This is a genomic window from Pseudomonas sp. RAC1 (assembly GCF_030658255.1).
In the GTDB taxonomy this organism is placed as follows: domain Bacteria; phylum Pseudomonadota; class Gammaproteobacteria; order Pseudomonadales; family Pseudomonadaceae; genus Aquipseudomonas; species Aquipseudomonas boreofloridensis.
Map to the genome: position 1 here is coordinate 19,493 of NZ_JAUTXS020000025.1, position 15,520 is coordinate 35,012.

The window sequence follows — 15,520 nt, forward strand, 5'->3', positions numbered from 1 at the left end:
ATCCTGAGACAGCGCTACCTTAGAGACCGTTCCCCCTTCTTGCAAGTAGTAAAATTACAACATCCATGACCCGCATCGGCTCCCGCACCACCGGTCGTCCCACCCTGGCCGAAGTCGCCAGATTGTCCGGGGTTTCCCCGATCACCGCTTCGCGCGCGTTGCGCGGCGTCAGCACCGTTGCCCCGGCGTTGGTGGAAAAAGTCGTGGCAGCGGCCGCGAGCCTGGGCTACGTGGCCAATCCCGCCGCACGCGCCCTGGCTTCGGCGCGCAGCCACTCGGTGGTGGTGCTGATTCCGTCGTTGTCCAACCAGTTGTTCATCGACACCCTCGAAGCGATCCATGAGGTGATGCGTCCGCGTGGCCTGGAAGTGCTGATCGGCAATTACCACTACGATGCCGGCGAAGAAGAGAACCTCATCCGCAATTATCTGGCCTACCAGCCCTGCGGCATCCTGTTGACCGGCTTCGAGCGCAGTGAGGCCTCGCGGCAGATGCTCGCGGCCAGCGGCGTGCCTTGCGTGCACATGATGGAACTGGGCGGTGAGCCGGGCGATTTGTCGGTGGGTTTCTCCCAGCAGTGCGCCGGTCGCGCCGCCGCCGAGCATTTGATCGCCCGTGGTCGGCGGCGTCTGGCCTTCATCGCGGCGCAGTTGGACCCGAGGGTGATGCAGCGCGCCGAGGGCTTCCGGCAGGCCCTGCGCGAAGCGGGGCTGGCCGCACCGGCGCTGGAGGTGCTCGATCCGCAACCGTCGTCCATTGGCCTGGGCGGCGAATTGTTCAGTCGTCTGCTGGAACAGGCGCCGGAGGTGGACGGGATTTTCTTCTGCAATGACGACCTGGCTCAAGGCGCTGTGTTGCAAGCCCTTCGCCAGGGTATCGAGGTGCCTCAGCAGGTGGCCATGGTCGGCTTCAATGACCTGCCGGCCTCGGCACACATGGTGCCGAGACTGACGTCCATCCGAACCCCGCGCGCCGCCGTGGGGCGCCATGCTGCCCAGGCGCTGCTGAACCTGCTCGACGGAAAGCGTGTGGTCGATGAGCGCCAGGACATGGGCTTCGAACTGGTCGTGCGGGAGAGTTCCTGAGCCCCCACTGCAGTCCTCGGGACACTGGACAAACGGCGATGCCGCATCGCTTGCATGGTGCCAATTCCGTTATATGCTCTGCACATTCCCGCCCATACAAGGAGGTTCGGCGCATGTTCGGTTTTCAGCGCAAGTCCGATTCGATGCACAACGAGCGCTGCCGGGAGGCGTTGGCTGCGGTGCAAGCCAAGCTGGCCGCGATCAGCCGGTCGATGGCCATGATCGAGTTCTCCGTTGACGGCGTCATCCTCCAAGCCAATGCCAAGTTCTGTGTTGCGATGGGCTACACGGTCGACGAGATCCTCGGCCAGCATCATCGCCTGTTCTGCGAACCCGAGTACGCCAACAGTGCCGAGTATCAGCAACTGTGGCACGAACTGAGTCAGGGCAAGGCCATCAGCGGCACCTTCGAGCGCCTCGACAAGGCGGGCCGCGAGGTGTGGCTGGAGGCAAGTTACATGCCGGTGCTCGACGAGCAGCAGCAGGTGACCAGCGTGATCAAAGTGGCGGCCGATGTCACCCAGCGCTCCCGCGAATCCCATGAGCGCGAGAGCCTGCTCCAGGCCATCGGGCGCTCGATGGCGGTCATCGAATTCACCCCCGAAGGGCGGGTGATCGCCGCCAACCAGAACTTCCTCGACACCATGGGCTATCAGCTCGATGAGGTGGTCGGACGCCACCATGGTCTGTTCTGCCACCCCCATGAGCGTGAATCGGAGCAGTACCGACAGTTCTGGGCATCGCTGAACCGCGGCGAGTACCATTCCCACCGCTTCGAGCGCATCGATAGACAAGGCCGGACAGTGTATCTGGAGGCTTCCTATAACCCGATGTTCGACAGCAAGGGCCGCCTGTACAAGGTGGTCAAGTTCGCCAGCGATATCACCGACCAGATCAGCACCCAGCAGAGCGCAGCCGAGGCCGCCCATGCCAGTTCGGTGCAGACCGACGCTTGCGCGCGCAAGGGCACCGAGGTGGTGCAGCAGGCCGTGCAGGTGATCGAACAGATTTCCGTCGAGCTCAACGATGCCGCGCGCAGCATCGATGCCGTGAGTCGACAGTCACAGGTGATCGGGCAGATCGTGTCGACCATTCGCGGGATCGCCGACCAGACCAACCTGCTTGCGCTCAACGCCGCCATCGAGGCGGCACGGGCCGGGGAGCATGGTCGAGGGTTCGCGGTGGTCGCCGATGAGGTGCGCAGCCTGGCGGCACGCACCAGCAAGGCGACGCTGGAGATCGTCGAGGTGGTGCGCCAGAACCAGGACCTGTCATTGACTGCAGTTGCCAGCATGCAGTCGAGTCTGTCACGCACGGGGATGGGCGTTGAGTTGGCCAATGAAGCCGGCACGGTGATCATGGAAATCCAGCAGGGCTCGCGGCATGTGGTCGATGCCATCAGCCAGATCAGTTCGACCCTGCAATTGCATTGAGCCCTTGGCGCAGTTCCAGCTCCAGGCCTTGCAGGTTCGTCTCCAGGCGCCGTAGGTGCTCGGCGCTGGGGCTGTCATCGGCGAGGGCCTGTTCCAAGGCCTCGCAGTCGCGGACCACGCCACGCACCTTGAGCATGCGAGCGCCGCCCTTGATCCGATGGACCAGCGCTTTCAGCTCGGCAGGGGCGCTGTCGGGCGTGAGCGCGCGCAGGGCTTGGAGATCCTCGGCGGTGCTGCGCGCGAGTTGTTCAAGCAGGCGCCGGGTGAGACTGGCGTCGTCCTGGGTAAGGTGACGCAGTTGAGCAAGGTCGAAACCGCTTTCCGGGCGATCAGGCGTACGCGCGGGCGCCTGTGGCAGATGGGCCTTGAGCAGTTGCAGGCCAATAGGCTTGAACAGGCAGTCGTCCATGCCGTCGGCCAGGCATTGCGCTCGCGCTTCGGCCTGGGCATTGGCCGTGATCCCCAGAATGGTGCAAGGCGATAGGCCGCGTTCGCGCTCCAAGGCGCGGATGCGACGTGTCAATTCATGGCCGTCCATCACCGGCATGCTGCAATCGGTGAGCACCACGTCGAAATCCTCCGCTTGCCACAGGACCCACGCCGCCTCACCGTTTTCCGCGAGGCTGACGTGGTGACCGAGGCTATGCAGTTGCTTTTCCAGGAGCATGAGATTGGCGGGGTAGTCGTCAGCCACCAGGATGCGCAAGGGGTTGCCACCGATGACTTCGACGGGCAAGGCTGAGCCGCTGCTGGGCACGGGGGTGGCGCTCTGTAGCCTGAGTCTGACCTCGACCCGCGTGCCGACGCCTTCCAGGCTCTGCAAATGCAGTTCGCCTGCCATGAGCTGGCACAGGGTTCGGCTGATGATCAGGCCCAGTCCTGCTCCGTGACGTACGCGCTGGCTGTCGAGCTGGCCGAAGGCTTTGAACAGCCGCGCCTGGTCCGCCTGGCTGATGCCGATGCCACTGTCCTGCACCTGCAACTCCACGCGCAGCCAGCCCTCGGCGTCGGGTTCGGTCCAGAGCCGGACATCGACCTGACCCTGGTCGGTGAACTTGATGGCATTGCTGATGAGGTTGGCGATGATCTGGCGCAAGCGCACCGCATCGACGCTGACCCAGGTCGGCGCGTCTGGCAGGCTGGCGTGCAGCGCCAGACCCTTCAGGCGTGCATTGGCCTCGAACGCACGCAGCACGGACCTGACCAGCTCGACCAGGTCGGCGGGAACGGGTTGCAAGGTCATATGGCCGGATTCGATCCGTGAAATATCGAGAATGTCGCCAATCAGGTCGAGTAGGGCACGCGCTGCATCATGCGCGGTTTGCAGGCCCTGCGGATCGCTGCGGCCTTCGCGGTGATCGTTCAGCGCCAGTTCCAGCAGCCCCATGATGGCGTTCATCGGCGTGCGAATTTCGTGACTCATGATGGCCAGAAAACTGCTCTTGGCCTGGCTTGCGCGCTCTGCCTCCTCCTTGGCCAGACGTAATTGCTCGAGCAAGCTGCGACTGAGCGTCAACTGCGTCTGCAATGCCTGTTGCGCCTCACTGCGCTGGTGGATGAGCTTGCGCAGGTAGCCATTCCAGAACACCACGCCGGCCAAGAGGACCGCCGACAGCACCAGCACTTGCAGGGCCAGTGAACGGTAGTTGCCCCACAGGCTATCGCTGGCGATGGTGCTGGTGCGCCAGCGGTTGATCAACTGGTCGAGTTCGTCCGGCGGAATGCTCAGCAGCGCCTTGTCCAGAATCGATTGCAGCACGGGCAGATCCGGTGACACGGCAAACGCAGCGACGGACTGTTCGTCGTCTTGCAAGCCAGCGATGCGCAGCTTGTCCTTGAACACGTGGGTGAGGTAATAGGCCGCGGCGATCTGGCTGATGAGCGCGACATCGGCTTCGCCCTTGGCCACCGACTCCATCATGGTCAGCGCGTTGTCGCTCTCGATGACCCTGGCCGCAGGGTAGCGTTGCAGCAGCGCCACGTGCGGGGAGGCGCCGCGCACCAGGGCGATGCGCTGATCGTCCAAGCGCTGTGTCAGCGGTGCGTTGCGGCGGACAACACGCACGGTCGGGCTGATCAGATAAGGGCGGGTGAAGCGCACCCGCGAGGCGCGTTCGCGACTGTAGTCGAGCGCACCGGCCATGTGTGCGGCGCCGCTTGCCACCTCATCGACCATGGCCGCCACCGAATCGCGCTCGACGATTTCGAAGCGCAGCCCGGTGCGCAGGCTGATCTGCTTGAGCACTTCCAGGGTGATGCCGGTTGGTTGCTGTTGGCTGTCATTGAAGGTCAGGGGCGCCAGGCTGGGATTGACCAGCACCTGCAGCGTCGGCGCCGTGACCAGCCACTGTTGCTCCTCGGCAGTGAGCGTGGCCAGACGACGTTGCAGCAGCAGGCTGGTGTTGCCGCTGGACCAGCGGCGCAGGATGTTCAAGCGTTCGCTGTCGGTGATGCGCTCCAGTGCCTGATCCACCAGCTTCAGCAGCCTGACGTTGTGCTGGTCCAACGCGAAGGCGAAGCTGCCGGCAGGCGTCGGCACGAAGTGATCGATGCGCACCAGACCTTGGTAGGCGCGGCCGATGGCATAGTCCGAGCTGATCGCATCGCCGATATAGGCGTCGGCACTGCCCAGCGCCACGGCGCTCAGGCCGGCCTGGGTCGAGCGGTAGAGCTGTAGTCGAGCCTGGGGGTAAAGCGCACGCACCGTGCTGGCAGGCACATAGTGATCGACCATGGCCAAGGTCATTCCGGCCAGGCTTTGATCGTCGAGTTGAGGGCGGTCCTGGCGGGTCACGATGACCGGCAGATCGTCGGCGTAGGAATGGCTCAGTGCAAGGCCGCCATCTTGCGCCTCGAAGCCGTTGGAACTGCCGAGCAGATCGATCTGGCCGCGCCGTAGTGCATCGATGGCCTCTGTACGGCTAGCGAAGCGCCGCACCGTGATCGGAATGCCCAACTGCTCGCCGATCAGACCGGCATAGTCGGCGCTCAGGCCTTCGTAGTCTTGCGGGCTGACGTTGATTTCAAACGGTGGATAGTCGGGCTGGGAGCTACCCAGCACCAGCACCTTGCGCTCATCGAGCCATTGCCGATCGTCCTGACTCAACACCAGCGCAGGGCTGGCACTGAGCGAGCGGGCCAGCAGTTGACGCGGCTGGCTGTCCGCCATGGCGGCTGCCGACACTGTGAGCGTCAGTATCAGCAACAGTCTGCGCAGCCAGGGCGTCATGGGCGGGCTCAGGTGATGTTGTTGCGTTTGGCCAGATCGACCATTTCCACCAGCGACTCGGTCTTGAGCTTGTCGCCGATCCGGCCACGGTAGGTGCTGATGGTCTTGGCACTGAGGTTCATGGCGGTGCCGATGTACTTGTTGTTCTCCCCGCGTGAAAGCCGGCGCAGCACTTCCATCTCGCGGTTCGACAGACTGTTCAGGCGCACCGTCTCCGACTCCAGCGTGTTGCTGTTGACCGACATCTGCGGAAACGTCGAATACCCCTTGACCAAGGCCTTGAGCGCGAACAGCAGGGCGTCGAGGTCTTCGTCTTTGTTGACGAAGGCCGCGATGCCGGCATCCAGGCAGCGGCGTACGTACAGCTCGGAAGATTGCCCGGTCAGGACCATGATCTTCGGCGCCGGCTCCAGCATCTGCAGGCGCTTGATCACCTCCATGCCGTCCAGCCCCGGCAGACCGATATCGAGGATCACCACCTTGGGTGAGAGCTGACGCGCCATTTGCACGGCCTCGATCCCGTTTCCGGATTCGCCGACCACCTCGAAGCGTTCGCGCTCGAGCAGAATGCGCACGGCCAGGCGGACGGTTGGGTGATCATCGACCATCAGTACGGTGGTCATGGGCAAGCTCCTGTAAGAATTTATGTTCGTTCCTGGCATTACCCAGGAATGCGTCTGTAGGGCCAATCTGGCTGCGCGCACGATACGTCCATCAGAACGCTTTGATAATGGCGAGTATAGGCGTGTGGAAAAAGCCGCCACAGGATGTAGATATTCCCTACAAAAGCGGCTGAGGATGTGGGATTGAGATGACGCTCGCGGCGAGCGCTATCGCGAGCGTGTAGGACGCGGCCTAGGCAGGGAAGGCGCCCGGTCAGTTGAGCGGCCGGTAGAGGTGGGCGTGGCCTGCCCGGTAGAGCGCCGATTCAGAGAACGGTGCATCGCCCAGGACATGGCCGACCAGAATCAGCGCGGTACGCCGAAAGCCCTTCGCTGCCACACCCTCGACAATGTCGGCCAGCGTGCCGCGCACCCAGTCCTGATCCGGCCAAGTGGCCCGGTGGACCACGGCAACCGGGCAATCGGCGCCGTAATACGGCAGCAGTTCGGCGACGATCTTCGGCAGGTGACGCACACCCAGGTGGATCGCCAGCGTGCTGCGATGGCGTGCCAGGTCAGCCAACTGCTCGCCGGCGGGCATGGGCGAGGCATCGGCGTAACGGGTGAGGATCACCGTCTGCGCCACGTCGGGCAGCGTCAGCTCGCAGCCGAGCAAGGCGGCGCTGGCGGCCGTGGCGGTGACGCCTGGGATGATCTGGTAGTCGATCCCCAGTTCGCGCAGATGGCGTATCTGCTCCCCGATCGCCCCATACAGGCTCGGGTCGCCACTGTGCACGCGAGCCACGTCCAGGCCTTGCTGGTGGGCATCGTGCATGGCGTCGACGATCTGCTGCAGATGCAGTTCGGCGCTATTGAGTACGGTGCGAGCGCTATGGCCCTCGAGCACCGCTGCCGGTACCAGGGATCCCGCGTAGATGATCACCGGACATTGGCGGATCAGGCGCTGGCCCTTGACCGTGATCAGCTCGGGATCGCCGGGGCCGGCACCGATGAAGTAGACCGTCATGAGACTTCCTTGGGTAGGAGAAGCAGTGCTAGCCGTTGCAGGCAATTGCCAGGGTAGCGCTAGCGAACACTTGGCGGGAAATGCGCAGGCGCGGCTGATCGCCCTGACCCCCGGCCAGTGCCAGTGCCGCGCTTTCGGCGACGCCCCAGCAGCCCGTGGTTTTGTGGGATATTTCTGAGCGGTGGCTGAGCTGGTTCAGGAAGGGCTGCAGGTGTTGCGCGTCGTAGCACACCAGAGGCAGGGCCAGGCGCCGTGACAGCGCACTGAGACCCGGCTCATCGGCCTTCGACGCAATACTGGCGATTCCGCGCACGGCCGTGATGGCCAGGCCGTGGGCCGCGAGGCTGCGCCGTAGCAGGTGCTCCAGCACCTCGACAGAGCAGCCTCGGCGGCAACCGAAGCCTGCGTACAGCGCGCTCATCAGGCCTGAGCGGAACGACGGTAGAGCCAGGCGCTGAGCAGGCCCAGAGCAATCCAGAACGCCGCGTTGGTCAACCAGGAGGCCACTTTGAATTGCGCTTCGAGTGCTTCGGGCGCCAGGCTCTCGTATATCTCGGGCTGGGGCGCGCCGATCAGGTGGGGAACGACCAGCAGCGCGGCGCCCAGTACCTTGACCAACCAATGCCGGGCAAACACCAACAGGGCCAGGCCCACGGCTGTGGCCGCTGCGGTGCCGATCCACCAGGTCTGGCGCTGGCCCAGGTCGGCAGCGGCCGTGCCCGGCAGCTCCGGCGGCAGGCCCAGCGTCGGTGCCAGGCAGAACACTGCGAAGCCGCCCAATCCCCACAGGGCACCCGTGCTGACGCGTCCCGGCTCGCGCAGGCTGTACAACGCGGCGAGGATCAAGGCGAACCCGACCGCCACCACCAGGTTGCCGCCGGTGGTCGATAACACACGCTGCCAGCCATCTTCCGGAGACCAGGCTTCGCTGTCCTGCTCATGGGCAGCCACGGCTTGGCCTGCAGCGTGCTCATGCTGTTCGGCCGGGGCTGCGCTTTCGTAGGTTTCGGCCTGAAGAATCAACGGGGCCACCCAGAAGCTCTGCAGCAGGGTCAGCAGCAGGGCAGCGAGCAGGCCACTGAAGCCTGCGGTGCGGGCAATACGCGTAATCATCGCTGGGCCCTCAATGGCAAGGGAAGGCGGCGCTGTGGCGGGTGTCGTGGGCCGCGTTATGCACGGCCTCCAGGTGCGAGAACCCGGCGAAGTAGACCAGGCACAGGCCCAGCAGACTGGCACCGATGGCGACCACCAGGCGTTGGCTGAGACTGACGGGCGTGGCGATGCTGTGTTTGGCGCTGGTGACGGACATGACGCATTCCTCTGCTTTTTTCATGGCGACAGCAAGCGCGGCGAGCCCGGAGCGACAACGTCCAGGAATCGGCAACAGCGCCCGCCCACCGCGGGGTGTGATGACTGAACGTCGGGCCGGTCTCCGGGCTGGCGAGCAGAAGCAAGGCCTCCAACAGCAGCGTCACCTTCCCATGCCTTGGACACAGTGGATCAGACGCTCGCTCGCTTACCGTTGCGGGGGCAGCACCGGACTGATCGAACCCTGGAATGGGCCTCGACGCACCGGTTTCCCGTTTCACCCCTGCAAGGGGCACCCGACGTAAGGGTGTAAGCAGATCACGGTCATGCGCGCGCCGTCAATTCTTGTTACCAAATACCCTCGCCATGGACGGGCTTTGTGCACAGGCGTCGCACTTTTTTACATTTGCAGGCTCTATGCAGGGCCTGGCTGCGCCGATTCCCGGCTTGGCCGCTGACCCGGACCACGGTGCCGATGCCTGTTCCTGCTCTTCGTCATGGCGCTCGCCTGTTGCTGGTGGGCACGTTGATCACCCTGTGCGCGTGCACTCGCCAGGAGGGTCAGGATGTCTTCACCCAGTTGGGCAATGGCCATCCCAGCGAACTGTTCCAGACCAGCGTCGACCGCATGGCGACCCTGTCGATGCGCGACAACCTGCAGAGCCTCTATCTGCTGATGAACAAGCTGTACCTGCGCAACCCCAACCAGTGGCGTCAGTCCGGCTACCTGGACGCTGCCACCGCCGAGCGGCAGATCCGCCAAGCCATCGAGCAGCGCCAGCCGCTGGCGCAACTGGGCCAACGCCGTGACCTGGCTGCCCTGAGCTATGCCTTGAGCCCCGAGTTTCGCGGTGACCGGGTGGGCGCCTTCATCTATGCCATCGGCAGCATGCTGGTGACCGCCCATGGCGGGCGCACCGAGTTCTACATGACCGACGCCATCGATCCATTGTTCGTCAACAACGCCGCGCGCAACATCGAGAAAGCTACCTGGATGCTCAGCCAACGCCAGGACGCCAACGGCGTGCTGCTGTTGTTCTCCAACGAGATTTCCGAGGAGGGCAGCAACCTGAGTTTTGCCGTGGAGTTCGGCAAGATCGTCGCGCGCCTGGACCTGCTGGCGCAGATGCTCGACGAGCGCTATCGGCGCATTGGCCTGAACTATGCCCAAAGCCTGTTGCTGATGAACTTCCTGCCCGTGCAATGAGCCGCAGGCGGCCCTACAGCAAGGCTTCGATTGCGCGCCGATAGCGCTGGCCCGCCAGGCTCATGCTGTTGTTGTGGGTCGCGCCGGGTACCAGCAGCAGAGCCTTGGGCTCCTGGGCGGCGTCGAACAGGGCCTGGCTGAAACGCGGCGGCACGTAGCGATCGTCCAGGCCATGCACCAGCAGCACGGGCAGGCCGACTTCGCCGATCTTGCCCAGCGAGTCGAACTTCTGCGACAGCAACCAGCGCACCGGCAAGCTGGTATTGGCCACGGCAGCGGCGACGTCGCCAAGTGTCGTAAAGGTCGATTCCAGAATCAGGCCGCGTGCGGGCACTGGCGTGCCGTCACTGCGGGCCTGCCGGGAAAGCTCGGAGGCCAGTTCAACCGCCACGGCGCCACCGAGCGAGTGGCCGAAGATCAGGCGCTTGCCCGGCACCGGCTGCAGCTGGGCAAAGCGGTCCCAGGCGATGCGCGCGTCTTCGTAGACTGTGGTTTCTGACGGCAGGCCGCCCCGGCTCTGGCCGAAGCCGCGGTAGTCCACCGCCAGTACCGAATAACCCATGGCATGCAGTTGCTGGATGCGGAACAACTGGCCGGTCAGGTTCCAGCGTACGCCATGCAGATAAAGGATCGCCGGTGCATCCGCGCGTTTGGCAGGCCACCACCAGGCATGCAGGCTCTGCCCCTGGGTGAAGCTGCGCGCACGCAAGTCCAGCTCCTGTACGCCAGCCGGCAGGCCATGGAACCAGCTGGCTTGACCGGGTTCGATACGAAACACCAGCTCACGCTCTTTATGTTGCAGCACGGCGCAGCCCGTTGGCAGGCCGATCACCAGCAGGGCCACGGCCAGCCAGGTGAACCAGCGGCGTTTGAGATGAGAGAACAGGGTGGCGGTCATGAATAAGGTCGCAGGACAAGGCACCGAAGCGTTTTAGCAGAACCTCGCTGCTGGCTGTAGGAAATTTTCCCCGAGCGGTTCGGCGACAGGGTTACAAGCTGTGTCGCTCACGGCACAACAGCCAGGCCGGTCCTTGCTCGCAGTGGCGTAGGGGGGTTAGCTTTCTCCGATACTGTCAATGGAACGCTGATCGTGGACTCGATTACCCAAGCTGTACTGGGCGCGGCGCTGCAGGGCACCTTGCTCGGCCGTCTGCAGGGACGCCGTGCGCTGGTCTATGGCGCGGCATTGGCCACTGTGCCGGACCTGGATGTGGTGATCCACTACGCCGATCCGGTGTCGCAGATGACCTATCACCGCGGTTTTTCCCACTCGATCTTCGTCCTCACCGGGGTGGCCTTGCTGCTCGCCTGGTTGGTGGCCTGCATCGGTCAGCGCCGCAGGCCCGACGCAGGCTACCGCTGGCCGCGACTGTTCGTGGCGTTCTGGCTGGTGCTGGTCACTCATCCGCTGCTGGACGCCTTCACGGTCTACGGCACCCAGTTGTTCTGGCCGCTGACACTGACGCCGCTGAGCTGGGCCGCCGTGTTCATCATCGACCCGATCTACACCTTGCCCTTGCTGATGGCCGTGGCTTACGCCTTCTGGCGCGGGCCGGGGCGCAGAGCCCGGGGCTTGATGACGGCGGCGTTGATCTTCAGCACGGCGTACCTGGGTTTTGGACTGGCCGGGCGCATGACCGTCGAGCAGCGCTTCGAGCAGGCCTTGCAGGCGCAAGGCGTGGCGCCGCGCGAAGTTCGCGCCATGCCGATGGCTTTCAACAACCTGCTCTGGCGAGTCCTGGCCAAGACTGAGGACGGCGGCTACTACGAAGGGGTGAGCAGTCTGTTCGACCGCGAGCCGCCGGAGACGCAATACCTGTCGCTGAATACGCCACTGGCCAAGGTGTTGCAGGACGACCCGTTGTACACGCGTCTGCGCTGGTTTACCGATGACTGGCTGCGCTACGACGTGGTCGGCAGTACGCTGGTAGTCACCGACCTGCGCATGGGGATTCCCGGTAATTACAATTTCCGCTTCGCCATGGCCCGTCGCGACGCACAAGGTCAGTGGCAGGTCGAAACGCCGTCGCGCTGGCGCGACAATGGCACTTCGATGTTCAACGGCGGTGATCTGGCGCTGATCGGGCGGCGCATCCTCGACCAGCACCCGCCGCTGCCGTTGCAGGCGTGGACGGCACGGGCGATGGCGCCTGCGGCAGCGTCCGGGGTGTCTCGCTGAACGGTCGCTCGGCCGGGCTCGACCTGGCCAAGTGGGTGGCCATCCTCAGCATGGTCGCCGATCACCTGCGTTATCTGTGGCCCGAGGCCGTCGATCTGTTCGTCATCGGTCGGCTGGCGTTCCCGTTGTTCTGTCTGGTGATCGCCTGTCATGTGATGCGCGTGCCATCGGGGCAGTTGTACCGCTCGACCCATGCGCGCTACCTGGTTTGGATGCTGGCGTTCTGCGTGCTTTCGGAGCCGCCTTATCGCTGGCTGGACACGGGAACAACGACCTTCAGCGTGATGCCGACGCTGACCTTGGGCCTGCTCTGCGCATGGGGCGTGCATCATCCGCAACGGCTGGCGCGGCTGGCAGCAGTCTCGGCGGTGCTGGTGGCATGGCTACTCCGTGATCGGTTGATGTACGGGCTGCCTGGCGTGTTACTGCCCGCCGGTTGCCTTTTGCTGTGGAACGGACTGCGGGTGGGACTCATGTTGCCGATGGTGTTGGCCATCGCCGGCAACATGACCAACAGTTGGCTGGCCTCGCATCTGGCACAGCCCTTCACATGGATGGTAATGGCCAGCGCTGCCTTGGCGATTCCGCTTGGGTGGCGAATGCTCGCGTGCAACCGCTGGCGCATCAGCCCTGTAGGACGTTGGGCCTACGGGTTCTATCCGTTGCATCTGCTGGTGATCAAGGCGGTGCTGATCATGCGTGTGTCCGGCACCGGGTGACGGCAGGCGTTGGGCTCAGGCGCCCGAGTCAGGGTCGACACGTGGCACGGTGGGATGCTTTTCCTGGTCATCGTCGGTGAGGTTAGGTGCCGCGTCGGGGTCGTCGACGCGGTCGTTGCGCTGTTCAGGATCCAGGTCAGGCCATTCGGTCTGCGCATCGCCGCCACCCATCCGGTGTTTGTCGTTCATGGTATTCACCTCGAGACTCTCGCTGTACCGCAGGCTGGAAAAAAGGCCTGCCCGCAGGCAGGCCAACACAGGAGTGAGGGGCAGCCCATTGGCCGCCCTCATAGGCTGTGAGTCAGCCAACACCCGCAGTGTCCATGCGAACGCTCAAGGGGCCGACCGACGGTGCTGTTCGTCCACTGCCCACCCCCCGCCCAAGGCCACATACAGGTTCACCTCGGCGAGCAGTTGCGCCAGTCGATCATCGATCAGCCCCTGGCGCGCGCTGAACAACGAACGCTGCGCATCGAGGAAGGTCAGGCTGCTGTCCACTCCCGCCCGATAGCGGTTGCTCGCCAGGTCGTAGTAGCGCTGAGTAGCATCCACCAGGTCGCGCTGCGCCAGCAGTTGCCGACGATAGGTCGAACGCGCAGCCAAACCATCGGACACCTCCTGGAACGCGGTCTGGATGGATTTTTCGTAGCGCGCCACCTCGAGTGTTTTCTGCAGTTGCGCATAATCAAGACTCGCGCGCAGGCTGCCGGCGGTGAACAGTGGCAGGCTGATTTGCGGCTGGAACAGCCACGTGCCGCTGCCGCCATCGAACAGCCCGGAGAGTTCGCGACTGGCACTGCCGGCGCTGGCAGTCAGGCGAATGCCAGGGAAGAAGGCCGCGCGCGCTGCTCCGATATCCGCGTTGGCCGCGCGCAGACGGTACTCGGCCTCGAGAATATCGGGCCGCCGTTGCAGCAGATCGTCGGGCAGCCCGGCGGGTAGCTCGACCACCTGTTCGGCCGCCAGCGGCAAGCCCGGCAGGCGCTCGTCGAGCGTTGAGCCCACCAGCAGGGACAACTGATTGACGTCCTGGGCGACCTGGCGTTGGTAGCGAGCAACCGCCGTACGGCCCGTCTCGACGCGGGTCTGGGCTTGCAGCACCTGCAAGGCCGACACGCTGCCGGCACGACGCTGACCTTGGGTCAGGCGCAGGCGCTGTTGATCGGCCTCCAGGGTCTGGTGTGACAGCGCCAGCAATTCCAGGTCGGCGCGCCAGGTCAGGTAGCTGCTGGCGACGCTGGCCACCAGGGTGAGTTGCACGCTGCGGCGGGCCTGTTCGCTGGCCAAATAGGTCAGCAGGGCCTTGTCGCTAAGGCTGCGCAGGCGGCCGAACAGGTCGAGCTCGAATGCACTCAGGCCCAACGTAGCGGAGTAGGTCTGGCTGATGGCGCCGTCATCGCTGCCGGTCATTCGCCGTGGCAGGTACTGCCGCTGGCCTTGGGCATCGGCGGAGAGGTGCGGCAACTGCTCGGCGCGCTGGAGGCGAAATTGCGCACGGTAGGCCTGGACGTTGAGCGCCGCCACGCGCAGGTCGCGGTTGTCGCGCAGGGCGCGTTCGATCAGCTCGCGCAGCAGCGGATCGCGAAAGACCGCCTGGCCGCGCAGGCGGTCATCAGAAACGGCAGGTTCGACCGGGGCCGCCTCGGTCTGGGCGAAGCGCGCTGGCACGGGCGAGGGTGGCCGCTGGTAATCGGGCGTGAGGGTACAGCCGCTGAGCAGCAACACGAGCAGGGCGGCAGGGTATCTAAGCATGGTGTTCTCTGTCTGGCTCACGCGCCGGCCATCCATCGGGCCAGGCCGTGGCGCCCACTGACGCCGAGCTTGGCGGTGGCGCGCTTGAGGTAGGTTTCCACCGAACTGTTCTTCACGTTCAGCCGCTGCGCCATTTCCGGCACGGTGCCTCCGGTCAGCAGGCCCAGGCACACCTGCTGTTCGCGGCTGGAGAGCTGTACTGCTTCCTGCGCCAAACGCTCGTCGAAGCCCTGGCGCAATAGGTCGGCACTGTCCGAGTCCTCGTCGGCGCCGGGTGTCAGGCGCTGCGCGTGATACTCCAGCAAGGGCAGCAGTGTGTCGGCCAGACGCTTGAGCAGCGACAGCTCAGTGAGCGAAAAGGCGCGTTGGCTGGGCGATCGATGAAAGCCGATCACCCAGCGCCGGTCACCGCTGCGCGACACCAGCTTGCACTGATGCAGATGCTGGTGTGCGCTGCCCTTGCGCTGTGAGCGCTTGTGCTGGATCAGCAGCGGGTCTTTCATCTGCACGATGTCTTGCAGCAAGGCAAGGCCGGTGGGGGTTGCCGAGGAGAGCGCGTCGCTCGCCCCGGCACTGCCCAGCATCCTGGTCCGCTCGACGCAGCCCTGGCGGCTGTCGATCGTCCACTCACTCAGGTCGAGCCGGTGCACCGGCACCAGTCCGTCGACGAATCGCAGCATGTGGCCGGCGAAGTCAGGCTCGCTGGCACTGGCGATCAGTTCACCCAGTTGCAGATAGAGGCGCGCATCGTGCGGCCTCAGGCGGCGGGGGTCGAGTTTCATGTCTGTTCATCCTTGATTCGTGTACCACACCTAAGAGTCACCCACCGGCGCAGAGGCTGCCCGAGCGAAGGCGGCGCTATTCAAGACCGGCGGTGCAGGTCGCGTCTGTAGTGGAAACCGGGGACAGAAAATGGCACCGATAAGCGGCGAATTGGCGAGCGGTTTCAGGTGGAGTAAAACGTTTGCGCGGTGATGGT

Annotated in this window: 15 protein-coding genes and 1 riboswitch; of the genes, 5 read left to right on the top strand and 10 right to left on the bottom strand. The window is 64.5% G+C overall.

The window, feature by feature from the left end:
* The first annotated feature begins 65 nt into the window (after positions 1 to 65).
* Together Q7C30_RS07180 and Q7C30_RS07185 are read left to right on the top strand one after the other, a co-directional pair.
* Positions 66 to 1,085 carry a LacI family DNA-binding transcriptional regulator gene (locus tag Q7C30_RS07180; RefSeq protein ID WP_317871110.1) on the top strand — a complete coding sequence of 340 codons (1,020 nt, stop codon included), beginning with the start codon at positions 66 to 68 and terminating at the stop codon, positions 1,083 to 1,085.
* 113 nt (positions 1,086 to 1,198) lie between these two features.
* Entirely contained in the window at positions 1,199 to 2,518 is a 1,320-nt protein-coding gene (locus Q7C30_RS07185; protein ID WP_317871111.1) for a PAS domain-containing methyl-accepting chemotaxis protein, read from the top strand.
* On the opposite strand, the gene Q7C30_RS07190 is transcribed toward Q7C30_RS07185, so the two are convergent.
* The 6 genes from Q7C30_RS07190 to Q7C30_RS07215 form a co-directional block, all read right to left on the bottom strand.
* A complete protein-coding gene (locus Q7C30_RS07190; protein WP_317871165.1) occupies positions 2,493 to 5,687 on the bottom strand; it encodes a transporter substrate-binding domain-containing protein in 3,195 nt (1,064 codons plus the stop codon). The genes Q7C30_RS07185 and Q7C30_RS07190 overlap by 26 nt on opposite strands.
* A gap of 68 nt (positions 5,688 to 5,755) precedes the next feature.
* Entirely contained in the window at positions 5,756 to 6,370 is a 615-nt protein-coding gene (locus Q7C30_RS07195; protein ID WP_039578027.1) for a response regulator transcription factor, read from the bottom strand.
* Between the two features lie 253 nt (positions 6,371 to 6,623).
* Positions 6,624 to 7,376, bottom strand: a complete 753-nt coding sequence (gene cobM / locus Q7C30_RS07200) for a precorrin-4 C(11)-methyltransferase (protein WP_317871112.1) — start codon at positions 7,374 to 7,376, stop codon at positions 6,624 to 6,626.
* A gap of 28 nt (positions 7,377 to 7,404) precedes the next feature.
* Entirely contained in the window at positions 7,405 to 7,797 is a 393-nt protein-coding gene (locus tag Q7C30_RS07205) for a cobalamin biosynthesis protein (RefSeq protein WP_317871113.1), read from the bottom strand.
* Positions 7,797 to 8,489, bottom strand: coding sequence for a CbtA family protein (locus Q7C30_RS07210; protein WP_317871114.1), 693 nt, complete (start codon positions 8,487 to 8,489; stop codon positions 7,797 to 7,799). Before Q7C30_RS07210 ends, Q7C30_RS07205 begins: the two co-directional genes overlap by 1 nt.
* Before the next feature lie 10 nt (positions 8,490 to 8,499).
* Positions 8,500 to 8,685, bottom strand: coding sequence for a CbtB-domain containing protein (locus Q7C30_RS07215; protein ID WP_039578008.1), 186 nt, complete (start codon positions 8,683 to 8,685; stop codon positions 8,500 to 8,502).
* Between the two features lie 96 nt (positions 8,686 to 8,781).
* Positions 8,782 to 8,999, bottom strand: a riboswitch (cobalamin riboswitch).
* A 160-nt stretch (positions 9,000 to 9,159) separates the two neighbouring features.
* Here Q7C30_RS07215 and Q7C30_RS07220 point away from each other — a divergent pair.
* On the top strand, positions 9,160 to 9,891 hold the full coding sequence (locus Q7C30_RS07220; protein WP_029613507.1) for a hypothetical protein: 732 nt from the start codon (positions 9,160 to 9,162) through the stop codon (positions 9,889 to 9,891).
* A 13-nt stretch (positions 9,892 to 9,904) separates the two neighbouring features.
* Here Q7C30_RS07220 and Q7C30_RS07225 read toward each other — a convergent pair whose 3' ends face one another.
* The gene (locus tag Q7C30_RS07225) at positions 9,905 to 10,789 is read right to left on the bottom strand and encodes an alpha/beta hydrolase (RefSeq protein ID WP_317871115.1); all 885 of its coding nucleotides are present in this window, start codon (positions 10,787 to 10,789) and stop codon (positions 9,905 to 9,907) included.
* Between the two features lie 192 nt (positions 10,790 to 10,981).
* On the opposite strand from Q7C30_RS07225, the gene Q7C30_RS07230 reads away from it, so the two are divergent.
* Positions 10,982 to 12,070, top strand: a complete 1,089-nt coding sequence (locus Q7C30_RS07230) for a metal-dependent hydrolase (protein ID WP_317871116.1) — start codon at positions 10,982 to 10,984, stop codon at positions 12,068 to 12,070.
* Positions 12,019 to 12,789, top strand: a complete 771-nt coding sequence (locus Q7C30_RS07235; RefSeq protein ID WP_317871117.1) for a TraX family protein — start codon at positions 12,019 to 12,021, stop codon at positions 12,787 to 12,789. The genes Q7C30_RS07230 and Q7C30_RS07235 overlap by 52 nt, the downstream gene beginning before the upstream one ends.
* A gap of 15 nt (positions 12,790 to 12,804) precedes the next feature.
* On the opposite strand, the gene Q7C30_RS07240 is transcribed toward Q7C30_RS07235, so the two are convergent.
* From Q7C30_RS07240 to Q7C30_RS07250, 3 genes are all read right to left on the bottom strand, one after another.
* Positions 12,805 to 12,978 (bottom strand): hypothetical protein, encoded by a 174-nt coding sequence (locus Q7C30_RS07240; RefSeq protein ID WP_162889535.1) that lies wholly within the window; start codon positions 12,976 to 12,978, stop codon positions 12,805 to 12,807.
* A gap of 144 nt (positions 12,979 to 13,122) precedes the next feature.
* The gene (locus Q7C30_RS07245; protein ID WP_317871118.1) at positions 13,123 to 14,541 is read right to left on the bottom strand and encodes an efflux transporter outer membrane subunit; all 1,419 of its coding nucleotides are present in this window, start codon (positions 14,539 to 14,541) and stop codon (positions 13,123 to 13,125) included.
* A 17-nt stretch (positions 14,542 to 14,558) separates the two neighbouring features.
* Positions 14,559 to 15,323 carry a helix-turn-helix transcriptional regulator gene (locus tag Q7C30_RS07250; protein WP_116888362.1) on the bottom strand — a complete coding sequence of 255 codons (765 nt, stop codon included), beginning with the start codon at positions 15,321 to 15,323 and terminating at the stop codon, positions 14,559 to 14,561.
* Positions 15,324 to 15,520: the final 197 nt, after the last annotated feature.